Here is a 6987-nt window from a genome sequence, read left to right as displayed (position 1 = left end):
CAAGACCACCCGCGCAATCCGCGATCAGCCCGAACGAACCCTCCCGCTCCTGGGCATCACCAACCCGGACGCTCAGGGAACTTGATCAAGCCCTGTTCCGACCGGGCACCGTGACGAGCCTGCCTCGCCGCCGGGAAATGACCCAGGGCAGGAATGTGCCTACGTTCGCGGTTCCTACCACTGGCAGAGTCAGGCTCTTGCCCGGCGGCGCGCGAAATGTGCCATGACCTCAAGAATCATGCCCTCAAGAATTCAGTTCGCTCACCGCCCTCCTCGTCATGGAGAAGATCACGAGAAGGCAAAGGGGGGATAAAAGTCTCCCTGTCGCGAGTGTCGCCGGTGATGCAAGACTCCCGGCGTGACCGGCCGTCGCTGCCAAGGCGCGCGGTAGCCCTTTCCCCGTGGCGGCGTTGAACCCGCGCCTGCTGCCCCGCTGTTGTTCACGACTTTCCTGTCCGCGATGCGAAGGCGTACGCATGTCTGCTGACCTCTCTGAATCCGCTGTTCCACCCTCCACCGAATCGGGTGTGTCCTCCTCGGGGCCCAGCCGACGTACCGTCATCGCCACTGGTGTCGTGGTGGGCGGTGCCGTGGTGGCCGGAGGGACGTTCCTCGCCGGCTCGGAGGAGGCCGCCGCCGCGGAAGCGGCGCCCTCCAGCCGGGTCTCCCTGACGGTCAACGGCACCCGCCGGACCCTGACGGTGGACAACCGCACCTCGCTCCTTGACCTGCTGCGCGAGCACCTCGACCTGACCGGCTCCAAGAAGGGCTGCAACGCCGGGGCCTGCGGGGCGTGCACGGTTCTGGTCGACGGACAGCGGGTCAACTCCTGCCTGACGCTGGCCGTTCGGCTGGAGGGCGCCGAGGTCACCACCATCGAGGGCCTGGCCAAGGGCGACGAACTGCACCCGTTGCAGCAGGCGTTCATCGACGAGGACGCCTTCCAGTGCGGGTACTGCACTCCAGGGCAGATCCTCTCCGGCGTCGGCTGCATCCAGGAGGGCCACACCGGTTCGCCGGAGGAGATACGGGAGTGGATGAGCGGCAACATCTGCCGCTGCGGCTGCTACGTCAAGATCGTGCGCGCGGTCGAACAGACCGCGGGCCGGAAGTAAGGAGCGGCCCACCATGAATCCCTTCTCCTACACCCGCGTCTCCGACACCGGTGAAGCCCTCAAGGCCGGTCGCGCAGGGGGTCGTTACATCGCCGGGGGGACCACGCTGGTCGACCTGATGCGGGAGACCGTCGAGCGACCCGAGGCGCTGGTCGACATCTCCGGCCTGCCGCTCCGCGAAGTCACCGTCACCGAGCGCGGGGGCGTGCGCATCGGAGCGCTGGTGCGGATGGCCGAGGCCGCCGCGCACCCCAAGGTGCGCAGGCTGTATCCCGTCATTTCCCAGGCCCTGGAACTGAGCGCGTCCGCCCAGCTGCGGAACATGGCCACCATCGGCGGCAACATCATGCAACGCACCCGGTGCACCTACTTCCGTGATGTGACCGCCGCCTGCAACAAGCGTGAGCCCGGCTCCGGTTGTGCGGCGCGGGAGGGCTTCAACCGGATGCACGCGATCCTCGGCACCTCCGACGCCTGCGTGGCCACCCACCCTTCCGACGTGGCTGTGGCCTTCGCTGCCCTGGAGGCAACGGTGCATCTCCTCGGCGCGGAGGGCGCGCGCACCCTGCCGTTCGCCGACTTCCTGCTACGGCCCGGCACCACCCCGAACCGTGAACAAGCCCTCAGAAAAGGCGAGTTGATCACGGCTGTGGAGATCCCGGCGCTTCCACGTCCGCTCAAGTCCGGATACCTGAAGGTGCGCGACCGGCAGTCCTACGAGTTCGCCCTGACCTCGGCGGCCGTCGCGTTGCACGTGCGGCGCGGAGTGATCCAGGAGGCGAAGGTCGCCGCCGGTGGCGTGGGGACCGTGCCGTGGAAACTGCCCGCCGTCGAGCAGCACCTCGTCGGTGAGCGTCCCTCGGAGTCCCTGTGGACGTCCGCTGCCGCGAAGGCGGCGGACGGCGCCCGTCCCCTTCAGCACAACGGCTTCAAGGTCGAGCTGCTGAAGCGGACCGTCGCACGCCAGCTGCGCATCGTAGGAGGTACGAAGTGAGCCCCCAGCCACAGGCGGCCGTGGGCGCGCCGCTGTCCCGGGTGGACGGCCGCCTCAAGGTCACCGGAAAGGCGCTGTACGCCGCCGAACACGACGTCGAGGGTGCGGTGCATGCCGTCATCGTCGACGCGAGCATCGGACGCGGCCGTATCACCTCGATCGACACCGGCGACGCCGAGAAACACGCCGGTGTGCTGCGGGTGATCCATCACGGCAACGCGCCGACGCTGCCGTACCACGACAACGCCGGGTCCAACAACCCGCCCGGGCGCAGGCTCAGGGTCTTCCAGGATGATCGGGTGCTCTTCCACGGCCAGCCGGTCGCGGTCGTGGTGGCGAGCACGTTGGAGGCCGCGCAGCACGGGGCGAGTCTGGTGAAGGTCCGCTACGACGCCGAGCGGCCCTCGACCGACCTGCACGAGGCCGAGCCGGGCGAGCCGACGGAGTACGCGCGCGGCGACGCGGAAGCCGGCCTGCGTTCCTCGGCCGTACGGCTGGACCTGACGTACGAGCTGGCCCGCAACCACCACAACCCGATGGAGCCGCACGCCACCATCGCCCGCTGGGACGGCGACAAGCTGACCGTCTGGGACAAGACCCAGTGGGTGATGGGCACGCACGACGAGCTCGCGGCCGTGTTCGACCTGCCCGCGGACTCGGTGCGCGTGATCTCGCCGTTCGTCGGCGGCGGTTTCGGCAGCGGACTGCGCTGCTGGCCGCACACGGTCGTCGCCGCGCTGGCCGCGCGGGTGGCGCGGCGCCCGGTCAAGCTGGTGCTCAGCCGCAGGCAGATGTACTTCGGCACCGGCTTCAGGCCGTCGTACGAGTACCGGCTGCGGCTCGGCAGCGACCGGCGAGGCCGGCTGAACGCGGCGATCCACGACATCGACGCCGAGACCTCGTCGTACGAGACGTTCTTCGAGGCCGTCATGCCGGCAGGTCAGATGCTCTACAGCATGCCCAACGTCCGTCAGGCGTACCGGAGGGTGCCCCTCGACGTGAACACCCCTATCTGGATGCGCGGCCCCGGCTTCGCCTCCGCGTCGTTCGTGATCGAGTCCGCGATGGACGAGCTCGCGCACGAACTCGGCGTCGACCCGATCGAGTTGCGCCGGCGCAACGAGCCGAGCGAGGACGAGTCGACGAACGAGCCGTTCTCCACCCGGCGGCTGAGTGAGTGCTACACGGTCGGCGCCCGTGAGTTCGGCTGGGACCGCCGTAACCCGAAGCCGCGCTCGACGCGGGAGGGGGACTCGCTGATCGGCCTGGGCATGGCCACCGGTGTCTACGACCCGGGGCGGTATCCCGCGAAGGCCCGGGCCCGCCTGGACGCCGACGGAAGCGCGGTGGTCGAGGCGGCCACCAGTGACATGGGGCCCGGCACCTACACCTCCCAGACCCAAGTGGCCGCGGACGCACTCGGGTTGACGATGCGCACGGTGACCTTCCGGCTCGGTGACTCCCTCTATCCGCCGACCTCGCCGCACGGCGGCTCGGCGACCATGGCCAGCGTCGGCTCGGCCGTCGTCGACGCCTGCAACAAGGTGCGGCAGCAGGCGATCCGGCTGGCCGTCGAGGACCGGGAGTCGCCGCTCTACGGCGTGAACGCGGACGACGTGGTGGTGCGGAACGGCCGACTGCACGTGCAGGGCAGCCCGGCGCGCGGGGAGACGTACAAGAGTCTGCTGGCGCGCAACGACCGCTCCCACTTGGAAGCGAACGGTTCCTACAACGGGCCGGGCAGTGATCGGTCTGCCTACTTCGCCTACAACGCCACCTTCGCCGAGGTCGCCGTGGACGCGAGCCTGGGTCTGGTGCGGGTGCGGCGGATGCTCGGCGTGTACGACGCGGGGCGGATCATCAGCCCCAAGCTGGCCGAGAGCCAGGCGTTCGGCGGCATCGTGGGCGGTATCGGCACGGCGCTCCTTGAGCACACGGTCACCGACCACCGGGACGGGCGGATCGTCAGCGCCAGCCTGGCCGACTACCTCGTGCCAGTGAACGCCGACGTGCCCGAGATCAAGGCGATCTACCTCGACGGCGAGGACAACGCCGGCAACCTGCTGGGCGTCAAGGGACTCGGCGAGGTCGTCCAGGTGGGCGTGGCGGCCGCGATCGGCAACGCGGTCTTCAACGCAACCGGCCGACGGATCCGCCAACTGCCCATCACCGCGGAGGCGTTGCTCTGACGACACCGCCTCCATGGACGGGTCCGGCAGCCGAATTCCCCGTACGGCTGCCGGACCTCCCCGGGCCGCCGCCGCGCATGCGCCCCCGTGGACGCGGCGGCGGCCCGACCCACTTCTGCGACAGCGACCGCCTGTTCTGGAGACCCCCATGCTGAACATCGCGGACACACTGCACCGCTGGTGCCGCGAGGAACGCGCCTTCGCCCTGGCCACCGTCGTCGGCGTCACCGGCAGCGCACCCCTGCCCGTCGGCACGTCGGTGGCGGTGGACGAGGACGGCAACGCCATCGGCAGCATCTCCGGCGGCTGCGTCGAGGGCGCGGTGTACGAGCTGAGCGGCCAGGTCCTCCACGACCGAGGCGGCCCCCAGCGCGCCTGGTTCGGCTACTCAGACGACGATGCCTTCGCCGTGGGCCTGACCTGTGGCGGCGAACTCGACGTGCTCGTCCAGCGCGTGGACCCGGCCGCCCAGCCGCATCTCGGCGCGGCGCTCGCCGAGGCGGTCGAGGGCCGGCCTGCCGCCGTGGCGCAGGTCGTGGACGGGCCCGAGCGATTGCCCGGCACCACTGTGAGCGTGCTCGGCGACAGTTGGATCGCCGACAGCACGCTCGGCGACGGGCCGACTGGGCGGGCAGTGGCGGACCGGGCCACCGCCCAACTGCGTACTGGACGCACCGCACTCCTCACCCTCGGCGGAGACGCCGACACCTGCCCCGAGAAGCTCTCCGTCCTCGTCCACGCGGCCGCCACCCGCCCCCGCATGCTGATCTTCGGCGCGATCGACTTCGCCGCCGCCCTCGCCCAGGCCGGCCAGTTCCTCGGCTTCCACGTCACCGTGTGCGACGCCCGCCCCGTCTTCGCCACCGAAGCCCGCTTCCCGCACGCCGACGAGGTGGTCGTCGACTGGCCCCACCGCTACCTGGCACGGACGGCCGTGGACGCTCGTACCGCCGTCTGCGTGCTGACCCACGACCCCAAGTTCGACATCCCCCTGCTCCGGCTCGCCCTCGATCTGCCCGTCGGCTACGTCGGCGCCCTGGGCTCCCGCCGCACCCACGACGAACGCCTGCGCCGCCTGCGTGAAGTGGGGGTCGCCGACAGGCAGTTGGCCCGGTTGCGCTCCCCGATCGGCCTTGACCTCGGTGCCCGCACCCCCGAGGAGACGGCCGTCTCCATAACCGCCGAGATCATCGGCGACTCCAACCAGAGCAGTGGCCTCCCCCTGACCCGGGTCACCGGCCCGATCCACCGCGTTTACGGTATAGCTTGAGACATTCATGCGGTGCGCGATTTTCTGTGAAGTTCCATTGACGGCCTGAGCGGAATAGGAAGCACGTGCTCATTGACACGTACGGCTGAGTGGCCACCGACCTAAGGGTCTTGCTCCGACGCAGTCACCAGCTTCCCGGGCCCATACCGCGAGTGACGGACAGCTGCCGCTGGGCGGCGAACTGCCGGTGCAACTCGGTGGCCTGGAGCATCAGGTCCCGCCGAGTGAGATCGTCCATGAGCGGGCCCAGCGCCCCGATCCGGATCAGGCGCTGCGCGAGGGGCATCGAAGCCGGGCCTTGACACAGCTCCTGCAGGCTGGCGTACGTCTGACCGGAGACAAAGCGTGCGGCCTCCGCCGCTCTGATGCCATCGACGGTGGAGAAGGCCAGCCGAACATCCCAGCCCTGCCCGTTCTGCTCGACATCATGCGGGGCCCGGGAGCGGCTGACACCGATGGGCAGGACCGCCGCCCCGTGGCGACGGGCATCGGCGACGAACACCCGGCGCGGCCATATACCCGGGTCGTGGTCCAGAAGCCCGGTGCAGAAGGCGACACCACCGCTGTGACCGCCTCGAGGACCACTGTGGCGGACGATCCGGGGAGCACGGCGAGGAACCGGGTCGGGCCGGTGCCGACCGGGGGTGGTCAGGTGTGTCGCCGGTACTGCTTCCAGGCGGTGGTAAGTCGGCTGGCGCCTTCGATGAGCTGGTCTTCGGGCAGGTGGTATGAGACACGGATCCTGTCGGTGAAGTAGCCGGGCGCTGACAGGAGGGGGCCGGGCAGGACTGCTGCGCCGGCCGCTGGTGCCTGTCGTGATGTTGCCGGGTGGCCGACGCGGACGTCGGTCACCCGGCAGGGGGAGGGAGTCAGCTGGTGGCGTTGCTCTGGGAGATGGCGTAGACGCGGTTGTCGGGGGCGCGGAAGAGCCGGAAGCGGTAGTCGCTGCCGCCGGCTCCGGCGTGGGGGACCACCTGGACGGTGGAGACCCACTCGGCGCCGTTGTTCTGGAGCTGGGTCATGGCCTTGTCCAGATTTGTGGTGTTGAAGCCGAAGGCGATGGAGGTGGGGCTGGTGCGCCAGGGGTACTGGGGTGCCTTCGGTCCGTAGAGCTCGAACAGGTTGCCGTTCTCTGTTCCGAAGACGGAGAACTGCTTGGCTTCGTTGAGGGGGGTGAGGCCCAGGCCCGTCGCGGCGAGCTTCTTCATCGTGGGGTACTGCTCGGCGGTCAGGGCGACAGCGCCCCATTGCAGCTTGTTGATCCCTGCGGCGCCGGTGTCCTCATCGCTCACCGGCTTCCGGGGGTCGGTGCCGCTTTGGGCGATGGCGTAGACGCGGTTGTCGGGGGCGCGGAAGAGCCGGAAGCGGTAGTCGCTGCCGCCGGCTCCGGCGTGGGGGACCACCTGGACGGTGGAGGCC

At 69.8% G+C, this 6987-nt stretch carries 6 protein-coding genes; 4 read left to right on the top strand and 2 right to left on the bottom strand.

What is annotated here, in order from left to right:
• Positions 1-476: 476 nt before the first annotated feature.
• The 4 genes from ACWC09_RS51800 to ACWC09_RS51785 all read left to right on the top strand — a co-directional run bounded on the left by ACWC09_RS51800 (position 477) and on the right by ACWC09_RS51785 (position 5568).
• Positions 477-1115: a (2Fe-2S)-binding protein gene (locus tag ACWC09_RS51800; protein WP_450859199.1), complete on the top strand. Its 639-nt coding sequence runs from the start codon at positions 477-479 to the stop codon at positions 1113-1115.
• 13 nt (positions 1116-1128) lie between these two features.
• On the top strand, positions 1129-2109 hold the full coding sequence (locus ACWC09_RS51795; RefSeq protein WP_450859197.1) for an FAD binding domain-containing protein: 981 nt from the start codon (positions 1129-1131) through the stop codon (positions 2107-2109).
• Complete coding sequence (locus tag ACWC09_RS51790; RefSeq protein WP_450859195.1) at positions 2106-4298, top strand: xanthine dehydrogenase family protein molybdopterin-binding subunit; 2193 nt, start codon at positions 2106-2108, stop codon at positions 4296-4298. Before ACWC09_RS51795 ends, ACWC09_RS51790 begins: the two co-directional genes overlap by 4 nt.
• 148 nt (positions 4299-4446) lie before the next feature.
• Positions 4447-5568, top strand: coding sequence for an XdhC family protein (locus tag ACWC09_RS51785; protein WP_450859194.1), 1122 nt, complete (start codon positions 4447-4449; stop codon positions 5566-5568).
• 124 nt (positions 5569-5692) lie between these two features.
• Here the strand turns inward: ACWC09_RS51785 and ACWC09_RS51780 are convergent, their stop codons facing one another.
• Together ACWC09_RS51780 and ACWC09_RS51775 are read right to left on the bottom strand one after the other, a co-directional pair.
• Positions 5693-6070 carry a helix-hairpin-helix domain-containing protein gene (locus ACWC09_RS51780; protein ID WP_450859192.1) on the bottom strand — a complete coding sequence of 126 codons (378 nt, stop codon included), beginning with the start codon at positions 6068-6070 and terminating at the stop codon, positions 5693-5695.
• 367 nt (positions 6071-6437) lie between these two features.
• The coding region (locus ACWC09_RS51775) for a hypothetical protein (RefSeq protein ID WP_450859190.1) at positions 6438-6987 on the bottom strand (550 nt) is incomplete at its 5' end.

The sequence above is a fragment of the Streptomyces sp. NPDC001617 genome (genome assembly GCF_053596855.1).
The sequence above is the reverse complement of the archived record's forward strand: the minus strand, read 5'-3'. Positions and strand labels throughout refer to the sequence as shown.